We start from the raw sequence: 16344 nt of genomic DNA on the forward strand, positions 1-16344 counted from the left end.
TAGATTAGAAGGCCAACAACCGAAAGTGAGGTCTGTGTGGTTTCTATTACCTTTATCGAGCCGTCAGGCACCGCAAGAGTGGTGGATGCGGAACTCGGCAGCTCGCTAAAAGACGTGGCGCTGCACAAGGAGGTTGACGGGATTGTCGGTCTTTGCGGCGGATACGCAAATTGTGGCACCTGCCATATCTACGTCGCGGAGCAGGATATTGCGCGGTTACCAGCGCCGGATGAGGCCGAAGAGATGATGCTGGAAGGCCTTTTCGCCGATAGGCAGGCGGGAAGCCGTCTGGCCTGCCAGATCATTGCCGGCCCAGAACTTGAGGGGTTGGCAGTTACCGTGGCGCCCGCGCAGATGTAAGCAAGAAATCGCTCCAGCGATATCTTCTCGCGCAAGTCATGAAGCGCGTAAAATGGCCCGAAAGTCGTTCACATTGGTACCGGTCCATCCGGTATCAATTGTGTCGGCCAAGGCGCTGAACAGGCCTGATGAGTCGGCGTTTACCCGGAAACCTGCAATATCCAGGCCTTCCGCCTGCGCGCGTGCCTTCGCGCCGGGGCGGACCATGGCACCCGCCAGGCCGGAGTTACCATCACGTCCATCCGTGTCGCAGGCGAGCGCCCAAAGGTCCGTCGCGTCCGCCTGACGATTGAGCAGTTCCAGGCAGAACGCCAGGTTTGGCCCTCCACGCCCTGCGCCGGTAACGCGGCAAACCAATTCACCCCCGGAAAGCAGAACCTCCCCCGGCTGCAGCCTGCAGATGAAGATCGGCGGCGACATTGGGTGTGCCTTCGATATCGTCACCCAGCACGATCGGTTTCAAACCCAGGTTACGCGCCACACTGGCCGCAGCCGCCAACGCCATCGCCGGCGTCGCGATAAGGTGATGGGGGATGGCCGGAGTGAGGTCATGCGCCTGCGCCGCCCCCGCCATGACGCGCAATATGTGATCACTCGCATCGACGCCGTACCGTGCCAGAATGTCTGGAGCGGCTCGCAAATCGGGCGGGGCAACTGCTGGACCGGAGGCGATCACCGCAATATCATCCCCCACGACATCCGAGATGACGAGCGCCACGGCCCGTGCCGATCCAATGGCACGAGCGAGGCCACCTCCCTTCACGCGGCTCAAGGTCGCGCGCACGGTGTTCAGTTCACCGATGCTCGCACCCGCGTGCATCAACTGACGCACGACGGCCTGCATCTCGCTCAGGCTGACCCGATCGCGCGGCCACTCGAACATCGCCGAGCCCCCGCCGGAAATCAGGATCAGTACCAGATCATCCGCAGTAAGCCCCGACACGGCCGCCATGATGGCCTTGGCTGCCGTAACGCTGGCGTCGTCAGCGATGGGATGTCCCGCTTCCAGCACCTGGATAGATCGGCAACCATGATCCTGGGACGAACCATGCGGCGCCACGACGACGCCTGTAACCGGGCCGGTATAGTGATCCTCAACCGCCCTTGCCATCGATGCCGCGGCCTTTCCAAAACCGACCACGATCGTCCGGCCATCGGGCGGGGCGGGGAGGGCCGGGGGAACGCAAAATGCCGGTTGCGCGGATGAGATTGCGGCATCCAGCAGGGCACGAAGCGCGGCAGCCGGGTCCACGGTCATGCAACCGGATCGCGCAACGGCTCACCCGCTTGCCAATGCCGGATGTTCTCCGCAACGCGCAGGCCCATGGCGACCCGCGTCTCCATCGTCGCGCTGCCAAGGTGGGGCAGCAGAACCACATTCTCACGCTGAAGCAGGCCGGCATGGACGCGCGGCTCTTCCTCGAACACGTCCAGCCCGGCCCCCGCTATCACACCCTGATCGAGCGCCTGTACCAGCGCGGCCTCATCGACCACGGTTCCTCTCGCAGTGTTGATGAGGAATGCCGTGGGCTTCATCTTCTGCAATCGACCAGCGTCGATCAAGTGGTGGGTCTGTTGGCCGCCCGGGATGTTGAGCGAGACAAAGTCGGCACGCGCCAACAGTTCGTCCAGCGTGCCAACCTGGCGCGCGGCGCAAGCGGCCAGCAACTCCGACGCCACCGGGCTGCGGTTCCAGACGAGGATTTCCATGCCGAAGCCTTTGGCTCCCCGTTGCGCGATCGCCTGGGCGATGCGGCCGAAGCCGACAAGGCCAAGCACGCTGCCGCTGACCTGCTTGCCCATCATGTGGATCGGATGCCAGCCCGGCCAGGCACCCGCGCGCAACTGCCGCTCTCCCTCCCCAGCGCGGCGGGCCACGGCCAGGATCAGCAGCATGGCCACGTCCGCGGTGCAATCGGTCAAGACATCGGGGGTGTTGCTGATCACCGCGCCCGCCGCGCGAGCAGCGGCAACATCGATATGGCTGGTGCCAGCGCCGAAATTCGCGATCAGTTTGCCCGAAAGGTCGAGGTCGCCCAGAACAAGTGCATCGATCGTGTCTGATACCGTGGGGCAAAAGACATCGGCGCTCGCCAGTCCGACGCGCAATTCCCGAGCCGAAAGAGGGCGGTCATCGGTCCGCCGTTCCACGTCGCCTAGCCCATCGAGCGCTTGCTCCGCCGTATCCGGCCAACGGCGAGTTTGAAAAATTCGAGTCATGATGCGCCCTTCCAGTAGCTGTCTAGGGCAATCACCTTGCGGTACCGGTCGGTTCGGCGGTGATCGGCGTTTGCCCATAAAGTTCGCGCAAGGCTACCTTCTTGAACTTGCACCCGGTTGGAACGCGACACACCTTCGGGCCGTCCAGTGGTTCCGCTGATGTACATGAACGTCAACGGATCTTCCAGCTTAGGGCGATACGGCGCCCCGCGCCTGCCAGTCAAAAAGTTCAGCGGATTGATACTGAACCCGGCCTGCTCGCCCGCGCAGAAGACCTCACAACATTCCGGTCTCGGCGATAACGCGCGCCACCAGCGCATTGCCTGCACCGGGCGGCAGGGCACTTCGGCGCTCTTCCATGAGGGACAGCAAGCGGCGGGATAGATCACGGTCGGTCAACGCGGTCATGGTGGTGGCGGGGCTCCAGAGGGAGGGGAGGGAGCCGCCTTGTAGAATGTCTTTTTTTTGCCATTCCCACGCGGCGGACCGTGCTATCTCTCTGCGAGCCATCGGCCAATGTGGTTTGGGGCAATCATGCTTGCGATCACTGCCTTGCAGCGCCTTGCGAACTGCAACGGTCATCCGCAAAGAATACGATAGAGCCCGGCTGCTGTGTCGCAGGCGTCAACCCGATCGAGGCGGCATGAGCTACAAATCATCAGCACCTGGTCATGAGCAAGACGGATGGCGCGCTCGCCATTCTCACGCTGAATGTTCCGCGCAAGGCATGCACAGCATCAATGGCGCGGCTGTGATGGATTGCATGGCCGTAATCCTGGCTTGGACGGAGATGATGGTTCACCTAAGGCATCGCTCGGGGCTGATGCCGGGCCGGGCCTGGGATCCCGCGCAAGCGCCTGAGGCACTTCTTCACGGCCTGGACAACGCGCTCGGCCCACTGTGATTACACGAAAGGTTTCCTGATGCGTCCCGCCACTTTCCAGACCCGCCTGACCGAGCTTTTGAACATTCGCCATCCCATCCTCTGCGGCGGGCTGGGCCCGGGCGTATCGGATGCCCGCTATGTCGCAGCAGTGGTTCGTGCGGGCGGCATGGGCTTCCTGGTTCACACCGGATTTGAGGAGCCAGATACCTTTTCATCGCAGATGGCGCTTTGTCGCGAATTGACGGACGGAATGCCGTTCGGGGTAAACCTCTATATCGGCCGCGCCCCCGGCTCGGTGGAGCGCATCCTCTCTTTCATTCCGGAGATGGTGGCGAACAATGTCTCTTGCGTCGAAACGGCCGGGCAGAACCCCGGACCAATCATCCCCGCCTTGAAGGAAGCGGGCATTCGCGTGATCCACAAGGTGCCCGGCGTCCGCTATGCCCATACCGCGCAACGACTTGGCGTTGATGCGGTCACCGTGATCGGTAACGAATGCGGCGGCCATCCCGGCGTGCATCAGATCGGAACGATGGTCCATGCCGCGCAGGCGCCGATGGAGATCGATATTCCCGTCGTGATCGGCGGCGGGATCGGCACCGGGCGTCAGCTTGCGGCCGTGCTGGCGATGGGTTGCGAGGGCGTGATCATGGGTACGCGCATGATGGTGGCGAAAGAAATGTGGGTTAGCGAAGGCTATAAGACCCAACTGATCGCCGCCGATGGCAGCGAAAGCACCGTGATCAAGCGCGTCTTCCGTGACAATCACCGGGTCCTGGCCAACGAGACGACAAAAGATGTTCTCGCGCTGGAAGCCGCAGGGGTGACTGAATTCGAAGCTTATCGCGATCTTGTGTCCGGCACGCATACTCGGGCAGGTTACAAAAGCGGTGATCTTAGCCGAGGCAGCTATGATTGGGGACATTCAGCTATCTTCGCCGATGCGATCGAGCCTGTTGAAGCAATCTTCGATCGGATGATCGATGATGCCGTGGCGGCGAGCCAGCGTCTTCATCATCTCACCTCGGAAAGCATTGGTTTACCTTTGGTATCAAACATACATAATTGATATTGGAAGGCCGCAGCCGCTTTGAAGTAGGTGGGGGATCGACGCCATCATCGGTATGGATGAACCCGAAAGCCGCGACTGGTCTGTTTGAGCTAAAACAATAAAAGGCTATTCCCGGGTCGTGAAGGCAATGGCTGGCCAGATAAAATGGCAGGGTTTTTCGGCGGCGGACGTGAAACGGACACGCTCATGCGACCAGCGTCATGAGATACGCAGCGGAAGCGACGCGACACCGCGCGATCGGTGGGTCTTGCGCGGGTGTATCCGCTCGCGGTGATATGGTCTGGCGCTCCCAGACGCGACCTTCATTTTACATAAGATAGATTATCGAACTTTGGCGAGTGGATGCGGAGGGGATCGAACGGTAGTTCCGCACGTCAGTCGATCCGAATGACGACCTTGCCTATACGAGTCCCGCTCGCGAAATGCTGGAACGCTGCTGCCGTGTCTTCGAATGCGAACACCCTGTCGATCACGGGGCGCATGCCGGTCTGAGCGATCGCGCGGTTCATATCCTCAAAATGTCTGCGACTACCGACGCGAGTGGGATTGAGATTGATCCCCCGCATCATAAAGAGCGCCGGCATCTCTCCTGGCTGCATGTCTAATGCACCGATCAGGCTGATCCGACCCGAACGGCGCGTCGAGAGGATGGAGTCCCGCCACCCGGTCGCACCACCAACGTCCAGGGTGACATCGACCCCGCGTCCACCCGTTGCCTCCTGCACCGCCTTATACCATCCCGGGCCTGCCGAGGTATCGATCACCACGTCTGCCCCGAGTTCCCGCAGACGGTCCATCTTCGCCGGAGACGATGTCGTTGCGATCACTCTCGCGCCGGCGATCTTGGCCAACTGCAACCCCAGTATCGAAACCCCGCCGCTACCCATGACCAGCACGTCCTCACCGGGCTCAAGTTTGCCCGCTTGGCCACGAAGCGCAGCCCAGGCCGTCACACCGGCGCACGGCAGAGTCGCCGCTTCTTCAAACGAGAGATGATCGGGCAACGTGACCACTTCGCTTTGATCGACGGTGGTGAATTCGGTCAGGCAACCATCATTTGGCCCGGCACTGCGCCCGAGAACATTGAAGTCATCCGGAATGGGACCATCGATCCACGTTGGATGAAACGTCATGGCGACCCGATCACCGACTTTCACGCGTCTTGCCGATGGGCCGACCGCGACCACTTCGCCAGCACCGTCGCACATCGGGATATGGTTGGGTACCATACCGCCTTCCACGGCCTGAAGTCCGCCGATCAGGCCCATCCAATCCCGGAAGTTGATGGACGTTGCCCGAACGCGAACCAGAACCTGCGCGGCGACGGGTGCGACAGGATCCGGCTCCTCGACACGCTGCAAACCATCGATGCCGGTGAAGGCCTTTACGCGGTACAGGCGCATGAATGTTCCCCTGGTTTTCGTGTCGGCCGACGGCCGGGGCGATATAGATCAGAGCGCTACACCGTGAAATCGGAACAAACGGAAACGGCGCTCTGAATGCCTTGCCAGAACGCAACGAGATTTGAGGACATCCCCATTCACAGGACGTCCTCGAGCCTTAATCGCCTTGATCTCAAAATGTTTTAAAAGCGGCTAGAACGAAACCTTTCCAAGCAAACCGAAGGTCCGTGGATTCGTGGTATAGGCCGAGCCGCCGGGATCATTGCGAATTCCTACTGTGAAGTCAGTGGAACCGATGCCATAGGCATAAGCAAGATCGCGCTTATTGAAGAGGTTGTAGCCATAGAGCTCTATGGAAAGCTTGCTGGCGCCGACGTCAATGTCACGCAGACCGATGCGGCCGTTAAATTGCGAAAGACTGCGATCTGCCGCTAGGGCTCCAACTAGATCGCGCGGCTCGTTCTTCTGAGCGCTCTGATATGAATATTCCAGATGCGCAAACAAGTCGGCCTCGCCTACCGGATGAGTGTAGTCCGCTCCTATATTGACTTGGTTTTTCGGCAAAAACGGAACCTGGACAACTGGGAAAGACACCAAGCTAGTACCGCCGAGGCCGTCGGAGACGAGGCCCGTAACTGTCGCACCCTTGAAAGAGGAATGCATGTAGCTATAGCCTGCATTCATCGAGAAGTTCTCAGATATCTGGGCCTGAGCTTCTACTTCGACGCCATCGATTTTCACGTTGCCGCTCATGTTCACGGTGTCCGTGCTTGACGGATCGACGCCGCTGTTTTGGAATGAGACTTGTGAATTCTCGATAATGCTGTGGAAGGCAGCAACGTTCAGGCGCACGCGGTTATCAAACAGCTGGGACTTCACGCCTGCTTCATAGGTGGTGTTCACCTCAGGATCGTATGTGGTCAGTGCCAGCTTGTTACGGATACCCGTACCGCCGGCGCGATAGGCACGCGCGTAGCGAGCATAAAGGTTCAAAGTCGGCGTGGCCTGGAACGCGATGATGGCTGCGGGATCAAATCGGTCCCGATCAAACAGCGACTCATTGGCGCCGAACGCACCGGCCGCTGCCCGTAAACGCGTGAACTCTTTCTTGTCCTTGGTATAGCGCAAGCCGCCAGTGATGGAGAGGCGGCCATCAAGTACGCTGCTCGGCGTATATGTGACCTGGGTGTAGGCGGCATAGGAATGCGCAGCACCCCTGAACTTCTGGAGAGAAGCGGTGAGACCATCGGCGAGCGTACCCCCGAAATCGAAGGGCGTCAGGGCGAGCGGACGTAACGTGGTTGGGTTGATCACCTGATAGCCCATCGCGAAGAAAGAGCTGCGCGTATCGAACACGCGTTCATAATAGTAAAACAACCCGGCGGTGAGCTTAAGATCGCCGAAGTTACCAATCATCTGGACTTCTTGGCTGAATTGCTTTTGATCAACCCCCGCTAGAGCCAGAGTGCCGGTGAACCCGGCCACCTGACCGATGTTGGCTCCAAAAGCCGATGTCGGGATTGTTTGAACGAAGACTTGCCCGGTGCCAAGATTGGTGAATCCATTCTCGCGCAGGAAACGTAGACCGCTAATGGATTTAAACGTCAGGTTATCCGACGCTTCCCATTCCAGCGTCAGCGCATGACCCCGAATGTGGTTGCTGCTCTGCGGGTAGTAGCTCGGAGCATCGACATACTTGGGGTTGCGGGGCTGCGCCGATGGCGTTCCGTAATAGATGTTCGCGGCGATGCCGGCCCCGCTGGCGCACGTCGCGGCGTACGCTGGATTCAAGCACCATGCATAAGACGAAGGTACACGCCCGCCGGTGCGTGAGTTGTAAGAAACCGTATAATTCAGATCGGAAAAGTCATACGAGTAGTTCGCGGTGAAGTTCGGCGTCGGTTCCCACTGCACCGCTACGCGAAAGCCGCGTTGATTCTTATAGCCCAAATCCTCAAAGCTACCGCTTTTTTCCTGCTTGAACGCGGTTTCCGGCAGCCGATAACCTGGCTGATAAAAGTCTACGCCCTCGCGTGGCTGAATGTTCCGCGTCCAACCGTCGTGACGGTCGACCAAGCCAGACAGCTTGACCGAGATATTGGCGAACTTGGGCAGTTCGAGCACAGCCATGGCGCGGCGCTGGTTGAAATTGCCCGCCTGCAATTCGATCCGGCCACCCGCTTCGCCGGTCGGACGCTTGGTGATGAACTGCACCGCACCGCCTTCGGCATTGCGGCCGAACAAAGTGCCCTGCGGCCCGCGCAGAAGCTCGATGCGCTCGATATCGCCCAGTTCAATTCCGGTGCCGACGGCGCGGCCAAGCGGCACGCCGTCCTGATAGACGGCTACGCCCTGCTCTGCCAGGCCGATGCCGGGATCAGACGAGTAGGCACCACGGATATTGAAAGCCAGCGTGCTGGGCGTGCCCGCGAACTGCGTGATGTTGACGCCCGGCGCAACCGAGGTGGACAGGTTGCTAAGATTGGTGATGCCCTTGGTTTCAAGAGCCCTTGCGTCAAGTGCCGTGACCGCGAGCGGAACCCGCTGCAGCGATTCAGATCGACGCTGCGCGGTTACGACGATATCCTGAAGTTGGGAACTGCTGCGCGTTTCCGCTTCAGCGGGAGGAGAAGTGGGGGCAGACTCCTGAGCCAATACCACTGACGGCATGGCCACCGAGCACAATAACGCCAGCGTACAAGACGAGCGCATCAACCTCTCCCTTTTTCGATTATTTACTCTTCTATTTCTCCTTACTTTCCCGCGAAACGTGGCGGGGCACAAGAGCAAGCAATCTAGATCGTATGGGCGATATCACTCGCCGATGACCATGTCTGATGTGCGTCGTAAACTCACGAAAACCGCTCGATCGCCGCGATTGCTCGGGAGAGGTAAACACGGTCAAGCTTGCCTTTTTCGGCGGCGTTCCCAGCATTGGCGTTTCCGCTGGCGGCGCGTTCGGCGATACCGTGGAAAATGCCGGACGTGCGGAAGTGCGCCAGCACCATGTGGAACGGGGTCAGGCGACGGCTGCTTTGCGCGACGGCGTAGTAGTCTTCGAAAAACTCGTTTTCGTCGGGCAATCCGAGCGCTTTTAGGTCCTGCCCCATCATGCCGCCATATTCCTCAAGGCGGGTTTCCCACATGAAGGACCAGGCATGCGCCAGGTCAAGCAGCGGATCGCCAACGGTGCACAGCTCCCAGTCGATGACGGCGGATATCTGAGGCTGTTCAAGATCATAAATGACGTTGTTGATCTTGTAATCGCCGTGGACAATGGCGCTCTCCTCGTCCTCAGGCAAGTTGGCGCGTAGCCAGGTGACCACACGCGCCACGTCCGGATCGGTTTCGGCAAGCCCTCCCCACACCCGCGTCCAGGTGTTCACCTGACGGACCAGATATCGTTCCGGACGCCTGAAACCGCCCAGCCCCACCGCGTCCACGTCAACGGCGTGAAGCGCCGCGAGCACGCGCGCGAACTCTCGATAGTAGGCGCGCCGGTCATCGCGCCGCACTTCGGGAAGCGAGGCGTCCGCAAAGACGCGACCGGGCACGCAGCCCATCAGGTAAAACGGCGTACCGACGACGTCAGGCTCTTCCCGATACACGATGGGCTTGGGGACCGGAACGGGGGTCGCATCAAGAGCGGTGAGGATGCGATACTCCCGGCCGACATCGTGCGCGCCGCGCGCGTGGTCACCGGGCGGGCGTTTACGTAAAACCATGCGCTGCGCCGCACCGTCGACGAAATACGTCGGGTTGGACTGGCCGCCGCCGATCCGCTCCAGACCTAACGGTCCGGCGTATCCCGGCATCGTGTCGCGCAGGAAGGCATCGAATGTATCGGGATTGAAATCGATATCGTTTCGCGCGGTTGCCGATTCAGTCACGTCATAGCCCTCCCTTGGCGGGGCGGGCCTAGCGCGAGATTTGCCGTGTAGGAAAGGCAAAACCTGCGCAAGGGTGTCACTTCGCCAGGGAATTGACCTTTTTCATAGGCCTTCCCGCACCGAACCGCCGTCCCTCACGCCGGTGTCGGTGCCGGTGCCGGGCGCGAGGCACGATATCAGCCGGGCGTGACAAGACCGAGATGCTCCAGATCGCGGATCGCCTTGGTGATGTAGCGCTTGTCGAGGTACGGCACCGCCCCTGCTCCGACCGCAAGACGAGCGATCTGGGCGTCGAATTCGTCGTGCGGCACATGGGCGCCGGGTATGGCCGGCATCGGGCGGGAAAACGCCTCCAGCAGCGGCAGCACGGTCGCTTGCCGGCGCTGCTCGGGCAGAGCGCGCAGCTTCGTCTCGAAGCGCTCGAACCACTCGGCATGGCTGGCGATACGCTCAACCCGATGACCGCTGTCCGCGATCCAGTCAACGAACGTGTCAAGCGACACGCCGTCGTCATGTCCGTTGACCAAATGATACGTGGCGAACCCGGTACGTTTCGCCTCGGCCAGCTCGATCACCGCCTTGGCCGTGTAGTCCACCGGTATCCCGTCGTAATGCGGCCTTATCGAGTCCTCGGCGGTGCGGTAGAACGATACGGGGGCAACGCCGGTTTCGACAATGCTGATCAGCCAGCGCACGAACATGTCGGGCACGTTCATCTGCCCTTGATAGCGCGTATGCGGCAGGATCATGTCCGAGCGGTGGATCGTGCACGGCAAGCCGAAACGCTCGTGCGCCTCCACCACCAGAACTTCGCCCGCCCACTTGCTGCTGGCGTAACCATCCGCATAGCCGTCACTCAACACCCACTCCGGGATGGCCTGGACGATGGGTTCATCTTCGCGAATGGCGGTGCCATCCCGTCGCCCGGCTGCCGCGATCGTCGAGACGAAGGCGATGCGTTTCGCGCGCGTCGTCAGGGCCAGCTTGATCACCTCGGCGGTTCCGGCGACGTTGGGCGCGAACAACTGCGCGTAAGGCAGCTTGTGATTGACCAGGGCCGCCGGGTGGACGATCACGTCCACGGTCTCGGCCAGACGGGTCCACGTCGTGTCATCCAACCCGAGGCGCGGCGCGGCCAGGTCCCCTGCCAGTACCTTCAGATGGCTTTCGGCCAGTTCCTCGAAGCGAACGAGCAACTCCGCATCACCGCTATCGAGGCTTTCGCGCAGTCGGGCATGCGCGGCGGCGTTGTCCCCGGCTCGGATCACACAGACGACTTTAGCTCCGGTCCGAGCGGCACGTTCCAGCCATTCCAGGCAAATTATGCGACCCAGGTAGCCATTCGCGCCGGTCAGGAGGACGACCGAAGGTTCACCCAGAGCCGCCGGCGCCAGCTTCGCCGCCTTCTCCAACGTCTCGGGATCGATGAAGCGGTCGAGCTTCAGGTCTGACGCCCGCAACACATCCAGCTTGCCTTGGTGGACGACATGGGCGCTGGGCAAGGTGCCGCCATCGCCCCTCTTGAACGCGTCGATCTGCTCGGCCAGCGAAGCCAGCGTCGCCGCCGGATGGAGGATCGTGCCGACATCGATGGCCACGCCCAGCGCTTCGTCCAGCAGCATCGACAACGAAAGCGCCGAAAGCGAGTCCCCGCCCAGCCGATCGAAGCTGGCTTCCCCGGTGACGACGCTGCTTTGCGTCCCCAGCGTAGCGCGCACGGCGCGGCATACGGCTTCGAGGGTCGGCAAGTTGCGCGCTTCGAGGCGCAGTTCGCGAAGCTCGGAATCCTGCTGCTCGGCCATGCTGTCATACAAGGCCTCCAATTGCTCGGCATAGCGCGCGTTGAACTTGGGCCGCAGGTATTTGCCGACGCCCGCCAGCAATCCATTTTCCGCGCTGAACGGCTCCTCCTCCACCAGGATGTCGCGAGGTATCTCGTAAGAGTTCAGCTGCTGCGCATCAGCGACTTCCCGCAGCGCGGTCAACAAGGCCGCCTTTGTTGCGCCCGGCTCCAAGTCCGTCAGGAAATCACGGTTTGGGACGACCACGGCCAGCAGAAAGGCGCGGCTGCTGTTGCCATACAAAAAGACCTGGCGGATCGCAGGGTGGCCGCTGGTGAAGACCGATTCCAGATTGGCGATCGCAACGAATTCGCCTTGCGAAAGCTTCAGCACGTTGTTGCGGCGATCAAGGTACACCAGCTGGTCGGGGCCGGTTTGAGCCATGATGTCACCGGTCTTGTAGAACCCGTCGGCATCGCACATCGCTGCCGTCAACTCGGGCCGATTGAAATAACCCGGGATCATCCGCTCGGACTTTACCAGCAGTTCGCCGCGCGGATGGGGCCGGTCAGTGGTGAAATAGCCCAGTTCGGGAACATCGATCAGCTTGTAGTCGATCACGGGTGGCCGCATGACCTTGCCATTGAAGGTGACGCCGCCCACTTCCGTAGCGCCGTATCCGTCCATCATGCGAAAACCCAGGACCTGCGTCATGAAGGCGTCCAGATCGGCGCTGGTGGGTGCCGATCCCGTCACTGCCCGCGCCAGCCTGCCGCCCAGCGCTTTCTCCCGCGTCTCGACGATCAGCGCGGCGCGGGTCTTTTCAGGGTCCTCCCCGGCGGCGACGCGCCGCTCAAGCTCTGCCTTGAAACGTTGGAAAAGCAGCTCGCAAACCCGCGGCACAAACGGAAACGTCGTCGGCCGCACGAAAGCGATATCTTCCAGCAGGGTGGACAAGTCGCTCTTGGTCACAAAGTGGGATAGACCACCTCGTGAGAGCGCGGTGGCGATAAAGGCGCGCCCGAACGAATGGCTCAGCGGCTGGTAATGCAGCAGCACGTGAAGCCCGGGCGTGTCGTTCGTCCAGCTGGGTTTCACCAGTCGCTCGGTGTACATCGCACCCTTGGGTGAGCCTGTGCTTCCGGACGTGTAATAGATCGTGCTGAGCGGATCGCTCTCGGTCGATCTGAAAGGCGCAGGCGGTGTCCTGCCCTCCCCTTGCGCACGAAGCTGGGCCAGCGTGATAACCGGCGTGCCCGGCAAGGCCTGAGTGGTCTGCTCAAGCTGTGCGGAGTCCGTTTCATCGTCGACGATATCGAAGATCACCAATGTGGTTGAGATGCCCGATGCTTTGATCGCCTCGATCGCCAGCGACAGTTCGCTTACTGATGAGGCGACATAGCGCGGCGCGGCTTCAGTCAAGACTTCGGCCAGTTGCGGCGGGGCCAGGTTCATCGGCAGCGGGATGACCGGCAAGCCCACTTGCACGGCCGCCATGTCCAGCAGCACGAATTCGGGGCTGGTGAAGCCTAGGATACCGATCATGTCGCCAGGCACCATGCCCGCCGCCACCCACGACGAGGCGATCTGCCCGATCGCGGTCCATGCTTCCCCGTAGGTCATGCTGTCGAACGCACCGAACGTATTTCGCCGCACGAATGCCGTGCGGTCGGCATAGCCGGTGAAAGCCGCCGCAACGATTTCAGCAAGCGACGCATCCGGACGCAGGATCTGTGCGGTCACCTCTGGCTTGGGGGGCAGTTCCTCGAACTTGGGCAGCGGATTGAGCATTCTGGGCCTCCGAGGGCATTGGCCCAAAGCTGGGCCTGAGAATGAGTCCGGTCTCTTAGCCGCACAATCGCAAGGCAGTGGCCGGATGTTCGTTAGATTGAGATGATAGTAAAACGCCGGGCAAATGGGATGCCCGCTCAGGCCACCATCACCATGACACGATAAGCGCGAGTTGGTTGGGCATCTTTCCACTCTCCGTAGCGGCGCCATTTCGCGCTCTTTCTCACCGGACCGGGGTGAACTGCGTCACGGCATCGGACCGGTCAGCAGACAAGAACCTGCATAAGGGTTGCATCAGTGTCAACCCCACCGGATTTCCATCGACCTTGCGATGCCATGCCCTCGCCGTCCGGGCGCACGAGCAACCATAATTCCGCAGTCGCTCCACCTTTTCCAAGTCAGGCGGCCTTTCCGCTGCCCGCCCGTTCGATTAGGACCATACCGGCATCAGTAGCCTCTGCCGGGGCCAAGGGAAGAACACAGAATGGATCTGCCGCGAACGCCTTTGTCCCCGCATGCCGAACCGCAAACAGCGGGCGGCGCCGGGACTCGCGATCGCATCCGCGATGCAGCCCTTGCCCTGTTCTTGCGCGACGGATTTCGCGCCACCTCCGTGCGCCAGATCGCGACAGCCGCGGCGACGACGCACACGACGCTCTACAAATACTTCAAGTCCAAGGAGGCGATCGCGCTGAGCCTGCTGGAAGAGATCGCGCCGACCATCAGGGCTTTTCATGCTCGCGTTCCCGGAATCATCAAGGATCGTGCCGGGTTTGATCAGTGGTTTGACGATTACAGCGCGTTCTGGCTGCAGCATTACCCGATATATCATGCATTTTGGGAGGCTGCCCTGGCCAACCGCCACTTGTCGGACTGGGTCATGGAACGATCGAGGATCGTACTGTCTGACACCTGGGCTCAATCAGACCGAGCCTTGATACTCACCGACGGGCAGCGCGAAAAACTGTTGTTGTGGGCGATGAGCCTAGACAACCTTCTCAGCCTTGTCCGCATGACGGATGCCGAAGGCCAGAATGAGATCATCCGCGTGAACTTGCGAGAAATGCTGTCCGCGTCATTCGACCGCATCTTCCAGACGGCTGCCTGATTCATCGGCGACCGCGATCGCCGCCAGATCAGGACACGGCGCATAACAGCCGATCGCAGCGTCAAGCCATCATCTCCCGCCAGCGAAATCTCGAAACAGGAATTTCGATTCTAGTCTTGCGGAACCGTTCAAATGCGTCATAATGTCATAACAACTAGAAACTGACGGAGACGGAGCATGGCTACGGCGGTGAAGGAGAAGAAGATCAAGTCGGCGGACCGGGTCCTTCGCATCTTCGAGATGTTCGGCCCCGATCGGCAATCGCTCACCGTGATGGAAGTGGCGCGCGCGCTTGACGTGCCCCAGTCCAGCACGTCTGAACTGCTCGCCAGCCTTGTGCGCCAGGGTTATCTCGCCCGGGATCGCCGCGCACGCGCCTTCCGGCCGACCGCGCGCATTTCCCTACTCGGCGCCTGGGTCCAACCGCACTTGTTCCGCGATGGCCGCCTGTTGCCGATGGTCGACAACCTGCAGCAGCAGACCCGTCTGGCCGTGTCGCTGACATCGATGGTGGGTGTTTCGCTGAAGCACGTTCACACCACGGCCGGCCCGATCCCCGCCGCCCTCGCCCAAAGCGAAGATGCTGACCTGCTGCATTCGCCCTTCGGTCATATCCTGCTGTCGCTCGTCAGGGGTGAGGAAGTGCGCAAGATCGTCCATCGCCTGAACGCGGGTTGCGATCCGGAAATGCACGTGCGCTATCAAGATCTGCAGGCTACGCTGGAGCAGGTCAATCGGCAGGGTTTCGCAACCGGTAAAGTCGCAGCTGGTTGGTCGGGTATCGCTCTGCTGTTGCCGCAGGGAATCGATGAAGAGCCGCTTGGTGTTGGCGTGATTGGCCGTACCGCTGATATCGACGCTCGCCGCGACGAACTGGTGCGCACCATTCGCCAGAACATTTCCCAATACCTTGGCCCGCGTGTCGCCCATGAGAGCCATGACTTGCGCTCCGTGGCGATGCATTAAGCTGTATTCTCAAGTCTTCAGTTTCGGACTAGACGGCTTACTGCGGTTTCGACCGACCCTATTCATCGAGGAACATTACTTTGAGCGACAAGATTCTCACCCGCAAGGACGGCGCGATCGGCCACATCATCTTCAACAAGCCTGAGAAGATGAACGCAATCTGCCTCGAAATGTGGGAAGGCATGGGCAACGCCATGAAGCAGTTCGAGGCGGATGACGAAATTCGCGTCGTTGTCTTCTCCGGCGCGGGCGACAAAGCGTTCGTGGCTGGTGCCGATGTCTCCAAATATGCTGAGGAGCGTGGCGAAGGTGATGCTCAGGAGCATTACGCCAAGACCGGCGAGCAGGCGTTGCAGGCAATCTATACCTCCAAGAAGGTCACCGTGGCCGCGATCGACGGGTACTGCATCGGTGGCGGCGTCTCGGTCGCGCTGGTGTGCGATCTGCGCTATTGCTCGGCTAAGTCCTCATTCGGTCAGCCCGCGTTGAACATCGGCATCGGCTATCGCTATTCCTCGCTGCGTCGCATGGTCGACATCATCGGCTACGGCCCGGCGAAGGACATGCTGCTGGGCGGCCTGCGCTTCGATGCGAAGGAAGCGTACGACAAGGGGCTGGTCGGCCGCGTTCTGCCCGACGAGGAATTTCAGCCCTGGATCGACAAGATCGTCGGCAACATCTCGATCGGCGCGCCGCTGACGGCTGAAGACATCAAGTTCACGCTGTGGACCTATGCGCAGGACGAATCGAAGCGCGATCTCGATCGGTGCGAAGAGCTGTTCCAAATCTGCTACGCTTCGGAAGACTACAAGGAAGGCGTCGCTGCTTTTGGCAAGCGTAAGCCGGTCTTCACGGGCAAGTAAGCTT

General features: G+C 60.8%; 13 protein-coding genes. 5 read left to right on the top strand and 8 right to left on the bottom strand.

Annotation, left to right across the window (positions count from 1 at the left end; all coding sequences use genetic code 11):
• The first annotated feature begins 36 nt into the window (after positions 1-36).
• On the top strand, positions 37-360 hold the full coding sequence (locus tag GGR39_RS10085; protein ID WP_082668014.1) for a 2Fe-2S iron-sulfur cluster-binding protein: 324 nt from the start codon (positions 37-39) through the stop codon (positions 358-360).
• Positions 361-396: 36 nt separating this feature from the next.
• Here GGR39_RS10085 and GGR39_RS17090 read toward each other — a convergent pair whose 3' ends face one another.
• The 4 genes from GGR39_RS17090 to GGR39_RS10100 form a co-directional block, all read right to left on the bottom strand.
• Entirely contained in the window at positions 397-780 is a 384-nt protein-coding gene (locus GGR39_RS17090; protein WP_221226071.1) for an MOFRL family protein, read from the bottom strand.
• Complete coding sequence (locus GGR39_RS10090) at positions 719-1618, bottom strand: glycerate-2-kinase family protein (RefSeq protein ID WP_221226072.1); 900 nt, start codon at positions 1616-1618, stop codon at positions 719-721. Before GGR39_RS10090 ends, GGR39_RS17090 begins: the two co-directional genes overlap by 62 nt.
• On the bottom strand, positions 1615-2580 hold the full coding sequence (locus tag GGR39_RS10095; RefSeq protein WP_183617006.1) for a 2-hydroxyacid dehydrogenase: 966 nt from the start codon (positions 2578-2580) through the stop codon (positions 1615-1617). The genes GGR39_RS10090 and GGR39_RS10095 overlap by 4 nt, the downstream gene beginning before the upstream one ends.
• A 276-nt stretch (positions 2581-2856) precedes the next feature.
• Complete coding sequence (locus GGR39_RS10100; protein ID WP_183617007.1) at positions 2857-3162, bottom strand: hypothetical protein; 306 nt, start codon at positions 3160-3162, stop codon at positions 2857-2859.
• 341 nt (positions 3163-3503) lie between these two features.
• On the opposite strand from GGR39_RS10100, the gene GGR39_RS10110 reads away from it, so the two are divergent.
• A complete protein-coding gene (locus GGR39_RS10110; RefSeq protein WP_183617009.1) occupies positions 3504-4535 on the top strand; it encodes an NAD(P)H-dependent flavin oxidoreductase in 1032 nt (343 codons plus the stop codon).
• 377 nt (positions 4536-4912) lie between these two features.
• On the opposite strand, the gene GGR39_RS10115 is transcribed toward GGR39_RS10110, so the two are convergent.
• The 4 genes from GGR39_RS10115 to car all read right to left on the bottom strand — a co-directional run bounded on the left by GGR39_RS10115 (position 4913) and on the right by car (position 13403).
• The gene (locus tag GGR39_RS10115; RefSeq protein WP_183617010.1) at positions 4913-5941 is read right to left on the bottom strand and encodes a zinc-dependent alcohol dehydrogenase family protein; all 1029 of its coding nucleotides are present in this window, start codon (positions 5939-5941) and stop codon (positions 4913-4915) included.
• A 192-nt stretch (positions 5942-6133) separates the two neighbouring features.
• Complete coding sequence (locus GGR39_RS10120) at positions 6134-8653, bottom strand: TonB-dependent receptor (protein WP_183617011.1); 2520 nt, start codon at positions 8651-8653, stop codon at positions 6134-6136.
• A gap of 140 nt (positions 8654-8793) precedes the next feature.
• The gene (locus GGR39_RS10125; protein ID WP_183617012.1) at positions 8794-9831 is read right to left on the bottom strand and encodes a phosphotransferase; all 1038 of its coding nucleotides are present in this window, start codon (positions 9829-9831) and stop codon (positions 8794-8796) included.
• A gap of 176 nt (positions 9832-10007) precedes the next feature.
• The gene (car, locus tag GGR39_RS10130) at positions 10008-13403 is read right to left on the bottom strand and encodes a carboxylic acid reductase (protein ID WP_183617013.1); all 3396 of its coding nucleotides are present in this window, start codon (positions 13401-13403) and stop codon (positions 10008-10010) included.
• A 484-nt stretch (positions 13404-13887) separates the two neighbouring features.
• Here car and GGR39_RS10135 point away from each other — a divergent pair, with 484 nt between their 5' ends.
• The 3 genes from GGR39_RS10135 (at position 13888) to GGR39_RS10145 (ending at position 16340) form a co-directional block, all read left to right on the top strand.
• A complete protein-coding gene (locus GGR39_RS10135) occupies positions 13888-14511 on the top strand; it encodes a TetR/AcrR family transcriptional regulator (RefSeq protein WP_183617014.1) in 624 nt (207 codons plus the stop codon).
• Positions 14512-14688: 177 nt separating this feature from the next.
• Positions 14689-15477 carry a helix-turn-helix domain-containing protein gene (locus tag GGR39_RS10140; RefSeq protein ID WP_183617015.1) on the top strand — a complete coding sequence of 263 codons (789 nt, stop codon included), beginning with the start codon at positions 14689-14691 and terminating at the stop codon, positions 15475-15477.
• 80 nt (positions 15478-15557) lie between these two features.
• The gene (locus GGR39_RS10145; RefSeq protein WP_183617016.1) at positions 15558-16340 is read left to right on the top strand and encodes an enoyl-CoA hydratase; all 783 of its coding nucleotides are present in this window, start codon (positions 15558-15560) and stop codon (positions 16338-16340) included.
• Positions 16341-16344 lie beyond the last annotated feature (4 nt).

Origin of the sequence: Novosphingobium fluoreni, assembly GCF_014196615.1 — a bacterium.
Classification (GTDB): domain Bacteria; phylum Pseudomonadota; class Alphaproteobacteria; order Sphingomonadales; family Sphingomonadaceae; genus Novosphingobium; species Novosphingobium fluoreni.

Bases quoted from the DNA above. Each gene is read 5' to 3' on its own strand.
- GGR39_RS10100 (WP_183617007.1), bottom strand. From the start codon at position 3,162: ATGACCGTTGCAGTTCGCAAGGCGCTGCAAGGCAGTGATCGCAAGCAT.
- GGR39_RS10110 (WP_183617009.1), top strand. From the start codon at position 3,504: ATGCGTCCCGCCACTTTCCAGACCCGCCTGACCGAGCTTTTGAACATT.
- GGR39_RS10135 (WP_183617014.1), top strand. From the start codon at position 13,888: ATGGATCTGCCGCGAACGCCTTTGTCCCCGCATGCCGAACCGCAAACA.
- GGR39_RS17090 (WP_221226071.1), bottom strand. From the start codon at position 780: ATGTCGCCGCCGATCTTCATCTGCAGGCTGCAGCCGGGGGAGGTTCTG.
- GGR39_RS10090 (WP_221226072.1), bottom strand. From the start codon at position 1,618: ATGACCGTGGACCCGGCTGCCGCGCTTCGTGCCCTGCTGGATGCCGCA.
- GGR39_RS10095 (WP_183617006.1), bottom strand. From the start codon at position 2,580: ATGACTCGAATTTTTCAAACTCGCCGTTGGCCGGATACGGCGGAGCAA.
- GGR39_RS10140 (WP_183617015.1), top strand. From the start codon at position 14,689: ATGGCTACGGCGGTGAAGGAGAAGAAGATCAAGTCGGCGGACCGGGTC.
- GGR39_RS10120 (WP_183617011.1), bottom strand. From the start codon at position 8,653: ATGCGCTCGTCTTGTACGCTGGCGTTATTGTGCTCGGTGGCCATGCCG.
- GGR39_RS10115 (WP_183617010.1), bottom strand. From the start codon at position 5,941: ATGCGCCTGTACCGCGTAAAGGCCTTCACCGGCATCGATGGTTTGCAG.
- car (WP_183617013.1), bottom strand. From the start codon at position 13,403: ATGCTCAATCCGCTGCCCAAGTTCGAGGAACTGCCCCCCAAGCCAGAG.